Source organism: Variovorax sp. EL159 (genome assembly GCF_900100965.1).
GTDB lineage: Bacteria > Pseudomonadota > Gammaproteobacteria > Burkholderiales > Burkholderiaceae_C > Variovorax.
The window spans coordinates 923413-938373 of sequence record NZ_FMUJ01000001.1; the positions used below are offsets into that span (position 1 = coordinate 923413).

Consider the following 14961-nt stretch of genomic DNA (forward strand, 5'->3'; position numbering starts at 1 on the left):
ATCAGGGAACCAGCGTGGTCAGCGAGGTGCCGGAGCGGGCGATCGACTCGACCTCCGCGGCGGTCAGTGCGCGGTTCCAGGTGCTGAACTCGCCGAAGTCGAAGCGGCCACCGATGGTGTTGGCGGCAGAGCCGTTGCGGTAGTTGGGGCCGTAGCCGCCGTCGCCGTCTTCGTTCAGCGTGAAGCTGCCGCCGAGGCCGTTGAGCGCCGTGACGAAGGCGGCGGTCAGCGTTGCCGAGCTGTTCTGCATGCCGTAGACCGGGTCGTACACGTAATACGTCACCTTCAGGCCGGGCACGTCGAAGGTCATGGCAACGTATGCCCAGGTGTTGGCGCTGAAGCTCAGATCCTTGTCGCCCAGTCGTGCACCGCCGCGGCCGATGTTGAAGCGCATTGCGTTGCCGTACTGGCCGATGGCCAGGCCTGCGTTGTCGCCGCTTTTCCAGTTCTTGTTCGACACGACCGGCATGCCCGAGCGGGTGGCATCCGAACGGAACCAGAAGCCGAAGGTGAAGGGTGCGGTCGTGCTGGTGACGCTGGCCGTGGGAATGCGGTAGCCGCCATCGCAGGCCGTGCAGACCGTCGGCCCGGCATAGTTGGTCGACAGCAGCGCGGTATCGGTGCCGCCGAACGGGCCGTCGCCTGCGGCGGCATAGACCGGCGTGGCGCCACTCACCCAGGGCGTGAAGAGCTGCGTGCCGTCGATGCGATCGGCCAGCGTCTTCTTCAAGGCGAACAGGTGCGTGAGGCCGGTGCTCAGGCTGGGCATCAGGACCACGGGTTTCACGTACTTGAGCGTGGCGCGCAGCGACACCGGCACCTGGTCGGCGACCACCGTGTAGTTGTAGGTGAAGAAGCCGCTGGCCGCGGGTGCCATGGTGGTGTCTTCGAACCCGAGTGCGTTGCCTGGCAGCGTTGCCACGGTTGTGCCGTCGCGCATCACCGTGATGGCAGCCGGCGTTCCGGGCAGGGTCCACGCCAGCTGGATGCCGTTGGATTTCTTGTTGGTTACGGCGGAGAGCTGGCGCACGCCGGCTGCACCGGTCAGTGGGCTGCCGTCGATGACGTACTTGTCGGCCGTGGGACGTGCCGAGAGATGCGTCAAGACCGTGGGCGCGATGTCGGTCGCGGCCGCATAGGCGTACCAGGGCTCGATGGCCACCGGCAGCGCGGAGGGCGCGGCGGCTGCCAGATTGGCGGGTTTGTCGAGCGCGATGACGGTGGCCAGATTCGAAGGCACAGGAATTCCGTCGGCCACGCCGGTGGCACCCAGGCCGTGCGTGGTGGTGACGATCACCATCCAGTCTTCATTCGGTTGGGCCGCGCGGCGCTTGGCGAGCGACGCCTTGAGCTTGGTGATCTGTGCATCGACCTGCGCCAGTGCGTTCTGGTAGTCGGTGCCGTAGCCGGCCACGTCGGCCACCTGCGCGGGGCCCTGGTAGTCGGCCACGATCAGGTCGTAGCCACCGCTTTCGATGGCCGCCGATGCTTCGGACGAGACGCAGCTGTCGCTGCCTCCGCAGTCCTTTGCCATGTCCAGGTAGCCGGCGGCCTTGTCGGCGCGCAGCAACTGGGGCAGGCCGCTCCAGCTGGCGATGGCTGCGGTGCGCGCCGTGGCGCGGCTTTGCTTGAGCAGCTTGAAGACGGTGTCGGCCTTGAAGCTCTGCCCCTCGTAGTTGGAGCGGATTTCATGCCGATCGGCCCATGCGCCCGTCAGCAGCGTGGCCCATGCGGGGCCATCGGTCGCCTGCTGTTGCGTGGTCTGGCCCTTGATGCCGCCGGTGTAGGCGGGGAGCACTGTGCCGAGCCCCTGCAGGGACGGCATGCGCGCGCTACCGAGTGCCTGCTGCAAGGCGTCGTACTGCACGCCATCGATGCCGATGACGAGCGCCTTGCTTTGCGGTGCAGGGCCGGGGGCAGGTGCTGGCGCCGGCGCTGGTGCTGGTGCAGGTGCAGGTGCAGGTGAGGGCGCTGGTGCGGGCAGGAAAGGGAAGGCGGGCGTTGAACCTCCACCGCCACCACAAGCGGCCAGCAGAAGCAATGGGCTCATGCCCAGGGCGACACGCGCGAGGCGGCCTCTCAATGTTTTCATCAGGGAACTCCGGCAAGAGGAAGATGCCGGGCAGGTCGGCGAGACCCAGCCCGGCCACGAATGACCACGTGGCCGTTCGCGATACCTCACAAATTGCATTCATCTGCTGTTGTGCAGATGTCAGTGATTTGCAAAAAATGCCACAAACGCAACCAATGCCCCGGATGGTGCGTGGATCAAGTGACAGTGCTTTGACAACGCCGAGAAAACCTTGGTTTCCAAATGAAACGGGGCCCGAAGGCCCCGTCGATGAGTGGATTGCGCGCTGGTGTTGTCAGCGGATCTGCGCCTCGTACGCCTTCTCGACCACTTCCAGATTGGTCCAGAACCCCTGCGGCTTGTCTCCCCGCAGCACGTCGATCAGCACATCGACATGCGCATGCCATCCGCCTGCGACGCTGATCACTTCCTTGCGATTGGCCAGGCGGCGATGCGTGAGCACGAGCCGCGTGCTGTTGCCTTCGGGCGTGAGCTCGAAGGTGACTTCCGACGGCGCCGGGCCCTCGTCCCAACTGATCGTCAGCAGCGTCGGCGCTTCGCTGCGAATCAGGCGCGACTTCTGCAGGTGCGGCTTGCGATAGCCCGCAAAGCGCTCGGGCGCTTCCTCGTCGGTGAGCCTGGTGTGTTCGAAGCGCAGTTCGAAGACGCCACCGGCTTCTTGCGCCATGGTGCCGCCGGCCAGCCAGGTGGCGCGCTTCTCGGGGTCGGTGAGATAGGCCCATACGCGCTCGATGGGCGCGGGCAGTGTGCGTTCCATCCGCAGGGTGCCGGGTTCGATCAGTTGGCCGAGGCTGTGTCGGGTCGTCATGTGCGTGTGCTCCTTGGGTGTGGGGGGAAGACAGAAGAAGATCACTTGGAGGGCTTGGCGTCGCGCCGCAGTTCCTGCGCAAGTGCGTCGAGGTGGCTGTTCCAGAAGCCTTCGTAGTAGCGCAGCCATGCGTTGGCCGACGCCAGCGCCGCCGGTTCGAGCCGGCAGACGTGCGCGCGGCCGTGCACGGTGCGCGAGACCAAGCCCGCGCGCTCCAGTGCCTTCACGTGCTTGGACGCACCCGCGAAGGACATGCGAAACGGCGCGCCGAGCTCGCCCACGCTGCACTCCCCATGGGACAGCAGTTGCAGCATGGTGCGGCGCGTGCTGTCGGACAGGGCGTGGAATACGGCGTCGAGCCGTTCGTCATCTAGTTCAACCATATAGTTGAATATAGACGTGTTTTTCAAATCATTCAACTGAATGGTTGATTAAAGCCCATGCCGTTACAGCGGATACACCCGAGACGCCCGACGCCCGCGGTTTGCTGGAGCGGCGAAGCGCGTGCTCCTACGATGCCCTTGCTTGTCTGCTTCCATCCACTCGCCGAAAGAAAGAAGAACGAATGAACTCTCTTGTTGTCCAGCGTCGCACCTTGTTGCTTGCCGCTTCCGTGTTGCCTCTTGCCGGTGCCTGCACCGCGTGGTCGCAGAAGGGGCCGCAGTCATCGGCCGAGGCGCAACTCGCCGCGCTCGAAAGCGCTTCGGGCGGACGTCTTGGCGTGGTTGCCTTCAACACCGCCAGCGGTGCGCGCGTGCAGCACCGGGCGCATGAGCGCTTTCCGTTCTGCAGCACTTTCAAGCTGATGCTGTCTGCCGCGATCCTCGAGCGCAGCGCGAAAGACGCCAGCCTGTTCACGCGCCGCGTGAACTACAGCAAGGGCGACCTCGTCAGCTACTCGCCGGTCACCGAGAAGAACCTCGCCACCGGCATGACGGTGGCCGAGCTGTGTGCTGCCACCGCGCAGTACAGCGACAACGGCGCCGCCAATCTGCTGCTGAAGATCCTGGGTGGACCGCCCGCATTGACGGCGTTCGCGCGCAGCATCGGCGACCAGACCTTCAGGCTCGATCGCTGGGAGACCGAACTCAACACCGCGATTCCCGGCGACCTGCGCGACACCACCACGCCCGCCGCCATGGCCGACAGCGTGCAGCGGCTGGTGCTGGGCGATGCACTGGGCTCAGCGCAGCGCGAGCAGCTCCGGACCTGGCTGCTGGGCAACACCACCAGCAAGGAACGTTTTCTGGCCGGCGTGCCCGCGGACTGGAAGGTGGGCGACAAGACCGGGTCCGGTGACTACGGAACCACGAACGACATCGGCGTGCTGTGGCCGCCGGCCGGTGCGGCGCCGCTGGTGGTCACGGTCTACCTGACGTTCCCGCAGAAGGATGCGAAGGGGCGCAACGACGTGGTGGCGTCGGCCACGCGCATCGTGGCGACCGCGCTGGCGGGCTGACCCCGTCTCGGGTCGCGTCGCACGGGGGTGGCACAAGCGCCACCGCGTTTGGCCGCTGGGCCTCTCGATTCTTTTCGTGCACGGCTCGTCGCCGTCATTCAGCCGACCCTTGGAGCGGGCATACTCGCGCGCGCTTTCCCTTCAGCGCTTTCCGAGTTTTCCCGCGATTTCAACAAGGATTCCATGTCAGGACACGGCTTTCACGTGCACGGCCCGCACGACCACGAACTGGAGCACGCCGCATCGGGCGGCCATGGCAGCCACGGCGATGGCCATGGCGACGCGCAGGCAGCGCATGCCGGCGGCATGAGCATGACCAGCAAGATCGCGGTGTGCACCGCGGTGATCGCCACCTTCGGCGCGATCTTCGCGTACATGGGCGGCGCCACGCAGGCGAACGCCGGCATCTACAAGAACAACGCCGCGATCAAGAAGACCGAGGCGTCGAACCAGTGGAATTACTTCCAGTCGAAGAGCACCAAGCAGGCCCTGGCCGAGTTCGCGCGCGACACCGCGAGCGACGAGCGCCGGCAAGGCTGGCAGGACAAGGTGGCGCGCTACGAGCGGGAGAAAACCGAGATCCAGGGCGCGGCAAGAAAGCTCGAAGCCGAGGCCAGCCGGTGGGATGCGCAGTCGGACGAGCAGATGCACCAGCACCATCGCTGGGCCCAGGCCACCACCGTGCTCCAGGTGTCGATCGCGCTGGCGGCCATTGCCTTGCTGACGAAGAAGAAGTGGCTGGAACGCGCCATGTTCGGCGTGGCGATCGCAGGGCTGGCGGTGGGCGCCCTGGCCGCGCTTCATATCTAGCCCAGAGGAATCCGGGGCCTGACTGATCGCAGTTCCAGGCTCGTACGCTGCCCGCGCCGGCCTTCGTGCGATCTCGGCTTGCTTGCGTACCTTGGCTGTAGCCGTTCTTCGATCCGGCTGACCGGCAGCGCGCCGTTTCAGCGAGTCTTCAGCTGGTCTTCATGGCACTCTCAGGCAGCCTGACTACCGTCGGTGCATGCCTTCACATCCCTCTCTCCATCCCTGCGTCCCCCCGCGCCGACCCCTGCTGCGCGCCACCGCCGCCATGCCCATGGCGCTGCTGCTGTCCGCCTGCGGCGGCGGTGGCAGCGGCGGCGTGGGCCCCTTTCTGCCGCCACCCACGGTGACCGTCACCGACCGGCGCATCCTGGTCGCGCCCGGCGTCTCGCTGCACGTGCGTGACTGGCAGTCCAACCGCGTCGACGGCATCACCTTTGTGCTGCTGCCCGGCTTCGGCGCGAACGCACAGCACTTCAACAGCCTGGCGCCCGCACTGGCCAAGCGCGGGCGCGCGGTGGCCATCAGTTGTCGCGGCTTCGGCCGGTCAGACAAGCCGCTGCCCGACGCCACCCACCGCTACGACACGCAGACGCTGGTCGACGATGTGCATGCCGTGCTCGAGGCGCTCGGCATTCCCTGCATCGTGCTCGGCGGCCACTCGCTGGCCGGCAACCAGGTCACGCTGTTCGCGGGGCGCTATCCGCAGCGCGTGCGCGGCCTGATCTACCTGGACAACGCCTTTGACTACTCCAAGGTGCCCAGGTCCGACGAGGAAAGTCCTCTGCTGGCCGAGCCCGAGCCCACGCCCGCCGACACCGCCTCGCTCTCATCGATGATCGCGTTCTTCAAGCGCGTCAATCGGAACTGGTCTGCAGCGATGGAGGCCGACCTGATCGACAAGCTTGAGGTCCTGCCCGACGGCGGCGTCCGATGGGGCACGCCCGTCACCATCCGCACGGCCATGTCCGAGGCCGGCTACGCCTTCTCACCCGACTACACCCTGGTGCACGTGCCCGGCCTGGTGCTGACGGCCCTGCCTGGCGACCGGCGCGACATGTTCCCTTGGCTGCCCGCGACCCTCGATGCCGAGACCGAGCAGGCGGCCAACGAAGCCATCCTGCTGTTCAATCGTGTGCGCCCCCAAGACACGGCTCGCCTGTTCGCCGCTTTGCCGCCCGGCAGTCAGCAGGCCACATTCCAGCCTGCGACGCATGCCGATTTCTTCATCGAGAACGAGGTCGCACTGCTCAGCCTGATCGATGGCATGGGTTGGTGAGAGGCCCCGCGTTTCGTCTGTCCGGATCACGCGCGGGGACGCAATCCAGGCCCGCGCGGCGGTCGCTGCCTTACAGCACGAACCAGCCCACGGCCACGTAGTGGCTCGCCGTGCCCGCCAACACGAACAGGTGCCACGCGCCATGCGCATGCCGGAACCCCTGGCGATTCCGGTAGAAGACGGTGCCGGCGGTGTAGAGCACGCCGCCGATCAGCAGCCACGCCAGCCCCGCGCCTTCGAGCCGCGCGGCCAGCGGCACGGCGGCCAGCACGCCGAGCCATCCCATGCCGATGTACAGCGGCAGCGAAGGCTTCTTCGGCGCGTTGCCCTTGGCCGGTGCCAGCTCGCGCCAGATGCCGAAGAGCGCCGCGCCCCAGATCGTTGCGAGCAGCAGCCCGCCCCAAATACCTTGCAACGTGACCAGCGCAAAGGGCGTGTAGGTGCCGGCGATCAGCAGGTAGATGGCGCAATGGTCGGCCTGCTCCCACACGCGCTTGAGACGGCCGCGCGTGCTGTGAAAGAGGGTGGATGCCGCATACAGCACCACGGCGGAGAGCGAAAAAACCAGTGCCCCTGCGATGCGCGCCGGGTCGCCGGTGGGCACCGTCTTGACCAGCAACAGCGCGGTCGCGGCCAGTGCGAGCAGCAGGCCGAAAAAATGGCTGTATCCGTTGAGCCGTTCGCCCGGGTACATGGTGGGTGCCGGGTGCCTGCTGCGCCGATCAGTGGAGGCAGGTCACTTCTGCCAGGCGGATCTTGCGCGCTGCGAAAGCGGCGCAGGGGAAGTCCGGTAGCACGCCGGCAAGACCGTCGCCACGAGCCCGCATGGCTGCGCGCAACGAGCGTGGCGCGGAGACGCGGGCGTTCTTTGTCATGGGCGTTTTCGGTGGTGTGAAGAGACCAAGGGCCGGCGGATGCTAGGTGGGGCGCGTGACGCCACGGTGACCAGCCGGTCGCCTATGGTCTAAGTCTTTGTGGCAGCCGCGCCGCGCACTCGTCTCTTCAAACAGCCAGGCCGAGCGCCGATGCCGCGAGCTTCGCGACTTCCAGTGTTTCGCCGGGCGCCTCGCCGTCTTCGAGCATCCAGGCCGCCGAGAGGCCGGCCCATGCAAGCACCCATTGCAGCAGCCGCTGCCGCTCGATGCCCGTTGCCTGCGCCACGACCTCGACGCGCCGCGCGAAGCGGCCCGGTGCGAGCGCGCTCTCGCCATCGGGGTTGCAGAAGATGTTGGCGTGGTCGAAGCCGCGCTCGCCGTAGAGGCACTTGGGGTCGATCGCCAGCCAGCCGCGCGGGCCGAAGTCGAGCACGTTGCCATGGTGGATGTCGCCATGCAGCGCCGTCACATCGCGCGGTGCGGCCAGCAGCTCGCGCGCCGTGCGTGCACTGTGCGCAAACACGCCGCCGAGCGAATCGCCCGCTGGCCAGAGCGATGCGAACCACTGCGGCAATTCGATCAGGCCTGGCGGTGGTGGACGGCGCGGCGCATGCAGGCAGGCTGCGGTCGCGCAGAGGATGCGCGTGGCCTCGTCGTCCCGCCCGGCATGAACCATCTGTTTCAGCGAGGCAGGGCCTTGCGCACGCTCCAGCAGCAGGGCATCGCCTTCGTGGGCCAGCACCCTGGCTGCGCCGTCGCCGTTCCACCATTGCATCAGCAGATGGCCGCGCTTTTCTTCGGCTTCGTGCGAAACCTTGAGCATCGTCGGCACGCCGTGCTGTCGAACGGGCAGCAGGTGGCTACTCGGTGTGGCGAAGGCTTCGCCGTCGATGCTGAGGCTCCATTGCTTCAGCCAGTGCCCGAAGGCGGGATTCATGGCCTGCATGTCGCGAAGTCGGTGCAGGCGGATTGGCCTTGGAAACCGCTCATGCGCTCACGGCCCGGATGCATCACGCAGTGCCGCTTCGTAGACGGCAAGGTCGCCCTGCGAGAAGCAGCAGAACACAACCTCCTGGATCGACGTCGCCTTCTGGCGCTCCGCCAGCACCGTGCGCACTGCGACCTCGGCCGCCAGCGCGACCGGATAGCCATAGATGCCGGTGCTGATGCCCGGAAACGCGATGCTGTGCACCCCGCGTTCGCTCGCGATCGCCATCGAGCGGCGATAGCACGAGGCAAGCAATTCGGGTTCTTCCGCCGCGCCGCCGCGCCACACCGGGCCCACCGTGTGAATGATGTAGCGCGCCGGCAGCCGGTAGCCTTGGGTCAGCTTGGCATCGCCGGTCTTGCAGCCGCCGAGCAGGCGGCATTCGTGCACGAGATCGGGGCCCGCCGCGCGATGGATCGCACCGTCCACGCCACCGCCACCAAGCAGCGAGGAGTTGGCGGCGTTGACGATGGCATCGACCTGCAAGGTCGTGATGTCGGCGCGAAGGGCTCGGAGTGCGGTGGTCATGGTCGGGTTGCCATCGTAGCGAGTGGCCGTGCCAATGAGGAGGGCCATCGCGCTCCCGGCGAACAACCCTGTCGCAAGTGCCTCAGGCAGCGCAAACCCGGATCGGGCAAACCCGCTTTCGGTCTCTGTTGCAAATCCTTACGATCCGCTCGCCGGGGTCGTCGCCCGGTCTCCGCCCGGGGCGTTGGCGCTGAACTTGCAAGGGGCGGGGCTGTTCTCAACCCGAGGGAGAGTCCATGAAGAACATCTTGCCGTGGTGCCGGGCCGCGATCCTGTTGCTGGTGTCGCTGGTATGGGGCGGCGCCGTGGTGGCCCAGGCGCAGGTGCTGCAGTTCAAGTGGGGCCATGTCTACGAGCCGACCAGCATCTTCCACCAGCAGGCCGAACTGGCAGCCCGCAAGCTCGCCGAGCAGTCCGACGGCAAGATCAAGATCGAAGTGGTGCCCGCCTCCAAGATGGGGCAGGAGGCCGACTTTCCGCTGATGCTGGCGAACGACTCGATGCAGATCGCCTACGTCGGCGAGGCCACGCTGGCCGAGGGCTATCCGCCGCTGAGCCTGGGGAGCTATCCCTTCGCGTTCAAGGACCTGGACCACATGCGCAAGTACCTCGCGAGCCCGCTGCTGGCGGACTTGATGAAGGGCTACAACGAGAAGAGCGGCAACCGCATGGTGGCCACGGTGTACTACGGCGCGCGGCAGGTCACGTCGACCCGGCCGTTGTCCAAGCCCGAAGACTTTCGCGACCTGCGGCTGTACGTGCCCGCCGCCGCGGCCTACCAGCTCTTTGCCACCGCGCTCGATGCCAAGCCGGTGACGCTGCCCTTCATGAGCCTCTATGGCGCGCTCAAGAAGAACGAGGTCGAAGCCCAGGAGAATCCGCTGGGCATCGTCAAGTCGAAGAAGCTCTATGAAGTGCAGAAGTACGTGCAGCTCACCGCGCATGTCTACGACACGCTGGGCATCGTGATCGGCAAGGCCGCGTGGGCCAGGCTTACGCCGCCGCAGCAGGCGATGGTCGAGAAGGTGCTGGTGGAAACCGCGAAGTGGACCAACGTCGGCGTGATCGCCGGCGAACTCGAAGACGAGCAGTTTTTGCGCGGCAAGGGCATGACGGTGACGCCGGTCAATCGCCAGCTCTTTCTGGAGCGCATCGTGAAGCGTGCGACACCGGAGCAGCAGGGCGCGCGGCCGGGCGACTACGCAAAGTTGCAGGCGCTGGCGGGCCCGAACTGAAGCGCTTCAGCCCGTAGACGCCCGCCGCCGGTAGCCGCGCGGCGTGCTGCCCGTCCAGGTGCGGAACGCCCGGTGAAAGGCTGGCGTGTTGTCGAAGCCGACCGACGCGGCGATCAGGTCGATGGGTTCGCGCGTCTTCACCAGCCGCTGGATCGCGACGTCGCGCCGCACCTCTTCCTTCACCGCGCGAAAGCTCGTGCCTTCCGCCGCGAGCTTGCGCGACAGCGCGCGCTCCGACATGTGTAGCGATGCGGCGGCGTCGCCCAGCGTCACGCCCGTGGCCAGTCGGGCGGCCACGAAATCGCGCACCGACGAGCGCGTGGTGTCGTGGTCGAAGGTCGTGAAGATCCAGTCGTCGGGCGCGCGGCGCACGAAGTCGAGCAGCTCGCCGCGCGTGCGGCGAAAGGTCTGGCGCAGCACCGCCTCCGAAAAGCTGACCGAGGTGGCCGCCTGCCCGAAACGCACCGGGCCGGGAAACAGGTTGGCGTATTCGTCGAACTTCGCCGGCCGCCGGAACGCGAAGCCCACGCCCTGCACCGGCAGTTGCCGCCCCTGCAGCCACGAGGCCATGCCGTGGATCAGCTTGACCATCAGTTCGTGGCCGAAGGGCGTGGGCGTGGTGGTGTCCAGGCGCGGCGCGATGGTGATGGTGGCCACGCCATTGGCACGCGCCATGCGCAGCCGGTAGTCGTCGAGCAGCAGGTTCCAGAAGCGGGTGAAGCGGTACATCGCGACCATCAGCGATGGCGCATCGAGCAGGCTCAGGCCCAGGTACTTGAGTGCCCCCGCGCGGATGGGGCGCGACCACAGCCCGAGCATTTCGTCGCCCATGAACAGCGCCACGCCTTCGTACATGCGCACGAACTGCTCGCGCGTGACGCGCGCGCCGCCTTGGCGCAGGAGCAATGGCGAGATGCCGGCCTGCGTGGCGAGTGCGTCGATGTCGTGCGCGCCCAGTTGCCGGCGTGCGCCGGTGAGCATGTTGCGCAGGAAGCTGATGGGGACGGTGGCGCGTTCTTGCATGCTTTCAGGTTGGCGGATTCTGCAAATAAATGGGCGAAACCTGCAAGCAGCCGCCAAAGGATGGCCGCTATCGTAGAGGTGAAACGCCGATCGCGCCTTCTGTGATTCAGGCGGAATTCGCAATATCTGAAGGAGCCTTGCCGTGAGCGAAAGAAACGTCACCGTCCACATGGATGAAGAAGTGGCCGTCGTCACCCTGAACCGTCCCGCCAAGCGCAATGCCATCGACGAGCAGACGCTGGCCGACCTGGACCACGTGTTTTCTTCGCTGCCGCGCGAGGCCCGGGCCGTGGTGCTGACCGGTGCCGGCCCGCATTTCTGCGCGGGGCTCGACCTGAAGGAGCACCACGACAAGGAGCGCACGGCGGTCGATTTCATGCGCGTGTGCCAGCGCTGGCACAGCACCTTCGACAAGATCCAGTACGGCGGCATTCCGGTGGTCGCGGCGCTGCACGGCGCGGTGGTCGGTGGCGGGCTCGAACTGGCGGCGGCGACGCACGTGCGCGTGGCCGATCCGACCACCTACTTCGCGCTGCCCGAAGGGCAGAAGGGCATCTTCACCGGCGGCGGCGCCACGGTGCGCGTGGCGCGCATCATCACGCCGGGCCGCATGGTCGAGATGATGCTCACCGGCCGCGTGCTGAACGCGAAGGCCGGCGTGGCGCTCGGCCTGGCGCATGAGATTTCCGTGCCCGGCGAAAGCCTGCGCGCCGCGCTCGCGCTCGCCAAGCGGGTGGCGAAGAACGCGGTGCTTTCCAACTACGCGATGGTGACGTCGATCAGCCGCATCGCCGACATGTCGGCCACCGACGGCATGTTCGCTGAATCATTGATGGCGGCCGTGGTGCAGACCGGCGGTGACGTGCAGACGCGGCTGGGTGCGTTCGTCGACAAGTCGCTGGCCAAGGTCACGCCGCAGCACGCGCCGGCCTAAGGCCAGGGCTTCAGCCCGCGCGATCGACGTCGAAGGTCCGTTGCAGTTCGTGCCCGAGGTCTGTCACGAGGGCTTCGCGCTGGGGTGACGGCCGCCAGAAGCTGCGCACCACGCCACCGGTCGATTCCCATTCGGGGTGGTTGCGTGCCGGCTGCGCGGCGCGCACCGCGGCAGCGGCGGCGCGCGTGGGGGCATCGCCGTCTTCGGGCGACCCGGTGCTGATGCGCTGCGTGGCCGCATGGCCGCGCTGCTCCAGCGCCTCGGTGAGCTTGAGCTGCCACGCGACCAGCGCGAACAGCACGCCGTCTTCGACGGTGAGTTCGTGCACGTCGCGCAGCTTGTTGGCGATCTTGCGGCCCAGCGGTCCCCAGCCTTGCGAGACCGCGCCGCCGATGGCGCCGCCCAGCGCAGCGCCGGCACCGAGCGAGATGCCGGCCACCGCGAGGTCGGCCACCACGCCCACCGCCGCGCCGATGACGGCGCCCTTGCCGAGGCGAAGGCCTGCGTCTTTCATGGCTTCGGGGCTGAAGAAGTCGAGCGTCCAGCGGCCTTCGATCATCGGCAGCGGGGCTTCGTCGGCGTCGCCCTGGCGGAAGCCGTAGAGCGCGAGCAGGTCGTCGGTGCAGTGCTGGGCCTTGTCGAACACGGCTTTCTGCAGGGCCGTGACCAAGGCCTGCCGGCGTGCTGTGTCGGCGAACTCGGTGGTCGACACCGTGCGCCGCACCGCGGCGGCATCGACCAGCAAGGCGGCGATGCGCGCGCAGGCCGATTGCCGGCGATGGCTGGCTTCAGCCTGCAGTGCATCGACCACGCCGCGCAGCTGGTCGCGGCGATCGCGCAGCAGGGTGGCGAGATCGGTGTACAGGTCTTGCTCGGCGCCGACGAAAGGCGCGGCCGCATCGAAGCGCACCTGCACGTGCAGGCCGTAGGCCGAGAGCAGCTCCCGCCAGGCCGGCTCGCGGCTGGCGACGTCGCGCACGAAGTTCAGCACCGGCAATACGGGGCGGGCGCAGCCGTTGAGCAGTTCGATCTCGTCGCGGAATTTCGGCAGCACCGGCTCGCGCACGTCGATCACGAGGAAGGCCGCGTCGATATCGAGCATGGTGCGCAGCACCTTGGCCTCTTGCTCGAACACGCCGTGGGCTTCGGGGCCTTGCAGGAACTGCCGGATGCGCTCGGGCGGCGTGGCTTGCGCATCGAAGCCCGCGAGGTGTTCGCGCAGGGCGACGGCGTCTTCCAGACCCGGCGTGTCGAAGAAGCGCACGGCGGCCTCGCCGAGGATGTCGAGGTCGACCGATTCGACATGGCGCGTGGTGCCAGGGCGTTGCGACACCTCGCCGAAATTGACGCGCCGCGTGAGCGTGCGCAGCAGCGATGTCTTGCCCGCGTTGGTGTGGCCGACGACGGCGATGCGGATGGGTGACGTCATGGTGTGGTGGCCCCCAGCCCCTGCAGCGCGGCATCGAGCCTGTCGCTGGCGGTGATGCGTTCGAGTTCGGTGTCGCGCAGCCAGTCGAGCCAGCGTTGCGTTGCCGCGGCGCCGGGCGTGTCGGCCAGCCACAGGCGGCATTCGCCGCAATGCGCCAGTACTTCGCGCACGAAGCGTTCGGTGCCGCGATCAGGGCTCGATGCGGCATGGCACACCAGCAGCACGGTGCGCGGCCGGGCCTGTGCCAACTGGTCGAGAAGGGCGCGGCGGGCGGGCGCGCTGCCGTCGATGCGCAGCACCTGCGTGGTATTGGCGGGCAGGGCGGCGGGCGGCCATGGCATGTCGGGCGGCAGCTCGAAGCCGACGACGAACAGCGCATCCTGCAACTCGGCGGCAGACAACCCGGTGGGTACGGTGCCGCGCACGCGGCCGGGGTCGGCATCGACGATGGCGGCCGGCGCCAGGGCGGCGAAACGGGCCAGCAGCTTGCGGTAGTACGGTTCGCGCCAGTCGGGTTGCAGCGCCTTGCTGCGGCGCTTCCAGATGGCGGCGCTCAGCAGCACGAGCGCCAGACGCGGCAGGAGCCCGTAGACCACGATGCAGCCGGTGAGCCACAGCGCCCACGTGCGCTGGCCTCCCGCGCTGGCGGTGCCGGGCGCCACGGCCAGCACGGTCGCCGCATCGGGCACCGGAAAGCCGAGCTGCGATGGTGCCCAGCCCAGCACCTGGACCGCGCGCACGAAGAACGCGGGGTCGAGGATGGTGGTCTCCCAGCTCAGCGTGTAGCTGCGAAAGGCCAGGGCGAACAGCATCGCGGCCAGCACCACAGCGAACGACAGCGACCAGATGCCATGGCTCACGAGCCCGAAGGCCCAGGGCAGCAGTCGCGCGCGGGCCAGCAGGCCGGTGGTGGCGCGCACCAGCACCGGTGCCTGGCCGCGCTTGCCGCCGGCCACGCGGGCGGTGAGCGACAGCCAGATCCAGCCGAGCGAAGCGGTATTGAACGAACCGAGGGGAAGCCACAGGCTGACCAGCCACAGCAGCAGCGTCAGCGCATGCAGGCCCAGCAGGCTGACCAGCGCCACGATCACGTTGATGTGGCGTTCGCCGCCGCCGATCACATTGCCCGCAAGCCCGAGGCCCGCGACCACGATCAGCGCCACCAGCCCGAGCAGCACCCAGGGCGACCATTGGCGCGCGCGTGCCAGCTCGGGTTGCAGGCCGATGCGTTCGCCCAGTTGAAGTGCGCGGTCGGTGATCTGCGTGGGGCCGTCGGCTGCGCGGCTGGCAGCCGTGCGCATCGCTTGCGCATCGTCGAGCGGGCCGCTCTGTTCAACCCATCGGATCGCCTCGGTGACTACCGCATCCGGAAAAGCAGTTTCGCGCAGCGCGGTGTTGGTCAACAGGGTCCCTTCGCAAGTGAAGCCCGGCACAGCGGCGGGGCGCGCGAATTATGCCCGGCGTGCCGGAGAGACCCTGGGAAGCAGGGCCGCGAGCGGCCCGT

The 14961-nt window shown here is 67.7% G+C and carries 14 protein-coding genes; 5 read left to right on the top strand and 9 right to left on the bottom strand.

Annotation, left to right across the window (positions count from 1 at the left end; genetic code table 11):
- Position 1: 1 nt before the first annotated feature.
- The 3 genes from BLQ28_RS04380 to BLQ28_RS04395 all read right to left on the bottom strand — a co-directional run bounded on the left by BLQ28_RS04380 (position 2) and on the right by BLQ28_RS04395 (position 3283).
- On the bottom strand, positions 2-2092 hold the full coding sequence (locus tag BLQ28_RS04380) for a LamG-like jellyroll fold domain-containing protein (RefSeq protein ID WP_176801006.1): 2091 nt from the start codon (positions 2090-2092) through the stop codon (positions 2-4).
- A gap of 274 nt (positions 2093-2366) precedes the next feature.
- On the bottom strand, positions 2367-2900 hold the full coding sequence (locus BLQ28_RS04390; RefSeq protein WP_093237308.1) for an SRPBCC family protein: 534 nt from the start codon (positions 2898-2900) through the stop codon (positions 2367-2369).
- 41 nt (positions 2901-2941) lie between these two features.
- A complete protein-coding gene (locus tag BLQ28_RS04395) occupies positions 2942-3283 on the bottom strand; it encodes an ArsR/SmtB family transcription factor (protein ID WP_093237309.1) in 342 nt (113 codons plus the stop codon).
- A 182-nt stretch (positions 3284-3465) separates the two neighbouring features.
- Here BLQ28_RS04395 and bla point away from each other — a divergent pair, with 182 nt between their 5' ends.
- The 3 genes from bla (at position 3466) to BLQ28_RS04410 (ending at position 6445) form a co-directional block, all read left to right on the top strand.
- Complete coding sequence (gene bla, locus BLQ28_RS04400) at positions 3466-4359, top strand: class A beta-lactamase (RefSeq protein WP_093237310.1); 894 nt, start codon at positions 3466-3468, stop codon at positions 4357-4359.
- Positions 4360-4542: 183 nt separating this feature from the next.
- Positions 4543-5169, top strand: coding sequence for a DUF4337 domain-containing protein (locus BLQ28_RS04405; protein ID WP_093237311.1), 627 nt, complete (start codon positions 4543-4545; stop codon positions 5167-5169).
- A 265-nt stretch (positions 5170-5434) separates the two neighbouring features.
- Positions 5435-6445, top strand: a complete 1011-nt coding sequence (locus tag BLQ28_RS04410; protein ID WP_176801007.1) for an alpha/beta hydrolase — start codon at positions 5435-5437, stop codon at positions 6443-6445.
- A 70-nt stretch (positions 6446-6515) separates the two neighbouring features.
- Here BLQ28_RS04410 and BLQ28_RS04415 read toward each other — a convergent pair whose 3' ends face one another.
- The 3 genes from BLQ28_RS04415 to BLQ28_RS04425 form a co-directional block, all read right to left on the bottom strand.
- Entirely contained in the window at positions 6516-7139 is a 624-nt protein-coding gene (locus BLQ28_RS04415) for a PAQR family membrane homeostasis protein TrhA (protein ID WP_093237313.1), read from the bottom strand.
- 308 nt (positions 7140-7447) lie between these two features.
- Complete coding sequence (locus tag BLQ28_RS04420; protein ID WP_093237314.1) at positions 7448-8257, bottom strand: aminoglycoside phosphotransferase family protein; 810 nt, start codon at positions 8255-8257, stop codon at positions 7448-7450.
- A 57-nt stretch (positions 8258-8314) separates the two neighbouring features.
- On the bottom strand, positions 8315-8836 hold the full coding sequence (locus BLQ28_RS04425; protein WP_093237714.1) for an O-acetyl-ADP-ribose deacetylase: 522 nt from the start codon (positions 8834-8836) through the stop codon (positions 8315-8317).
- Positions 8837-9072: 236 nt separating this feature from the next.
- Between BLQ28_RS04425 and BLQ28_RS04430 the strand changes: the two genes are divergently transcribed.
- Complete coding sequence (locus BLQ28_RS04430; protein WP_093237315.1) at positions 9073-10071, top strand: sialic acid TRAP transporter substrate-binding protein SiaP; 999 nt, start codon at positions 9073-9075, stop codon at positions 10069-10071.
- A gap of 6 nt (positions 10072-10077) precedes the next feature.
- On the opposite strand, the gene BLQ28_RS04435 is transcribed toward BLQ28_RS04430, so the two are convergent.
- Positions 10078-11094, bottom strand: coding sequence for an AraC family transcriptional regulator (locus BLQ28_RS04435; protein ID WP_176801008.1), 1017 nt, complete (start codon positions 11092-11094; stop codon positions 10078-10080).
- Positions 11095-11236: 142 nt separating this feature from the next.
- Between BLQ28_RS04435 and BLQ28_RS04440 the strand changes: the two genes are divergently transcribed.
- Entirely contained in the window at positions 11237-12028 is a 792-nt protein-coding gene (locus BLQ28_RS04440; protein WP_256327162.1) for a crotonase/enoyl-CoA hydratase family protein, read from the top strand.
- 10 nt (positions 12029-12038) lie between these two features.
- On the opposite strand, the gene BLQ28_RS04445 is transcribed toward BLQ28_RS04440, so the two are convergent.
- Together BLQ28_RS04445 and BLQ28_RS04450 are read right to left on the bottom strand one after the other, a co-directional pair.
- Entirely contained in the window at positions 12039-13457 is a 1419-nt protein-coding gene (locus BLQ28_RS04445; protein ID WP_093237318.1) for a GTPase/DUF3482 domain-containing protein, read from the bottom strand.
- Positions 13454-14860, bottom strand: a complete 1407-nt coding sequence (locus tag BLQ28_RS04450; RefSeq protein ID WP_093237319.1) for a DUF2868 domain-containing protein — start codon at positions 14858-14860, stop codon at positions 13454-13456. Before BLQ28_RS04450 ends, BLQ28_RS04445 begins: the two co-directional genes overlap by 4 nt.
- Positions 14861-14961: the final 101 nt, after the last annotated feature.